This is a genomic window from Aureibaculum marinum (assembly GCF_003813905.1).
GTDB classification, from domain to species: domain Bacteria; phylum Bacteroidota; class Bacteroidia; order Flavobacteriales; family Flavobacteriaceae; genus Aureibaculum; species Aureibaculum marinum.
Window position 1 is genome coordinate 1 of record NZ_RPFJ01000121.1, and the last position, 450, is coordinate 450.

A 450-nucleotide genomic window follows, 5' to 3' on the forward strand; every position below is an offset into this window, starting at 1 on the left:
TTAAAAGAATCTAGGTGATTTTAAGTTTTTCTTTGAAAAATCTATGTCCCATTGTAAAAATACTTCATGGGTGCCATCATTATAATTTCCTAAATTTGTTGTAGTATAATCATACGCATATCCTATGCGTAAATCTCTTGTTACTCCAAAATTAATCAATCCACTTACTGAATCACCAAATCGATAACTGGCTCCTAACTCCAATCTATCATTAAACAAGAAGTTTAATGAGCCATCTATTGATAATGGAGAACCTGATACCGCTTTTGCCATTACTGACGGTTTCATCTTTAAGGTCTCTGATAAATCAAATACATATCCTACTGTACCAAAATAATGCATCTTCTCTGATGCTTTACTTATCGTACCATTATCCTTCTCTAAATGTTTTGTCTCTAATAAATTTGGAGCAGATAATCCTACATAAAACTTATCGGTATAATAATAAAC

General features: G+C 31.3%; 1 protein-coding gene. It reads right to left on the reverse strand.

The window, feature by feature from the left end; genetic code table 11:
- A partial coding sequence (locus EGM88_RS15695; protein ID WP_148084107.1) for a PorP/SprF family type IX secretion system membrane protein occupies window positions 1-450 on the reverse strand: 450 nt, incomplete at its 5' end.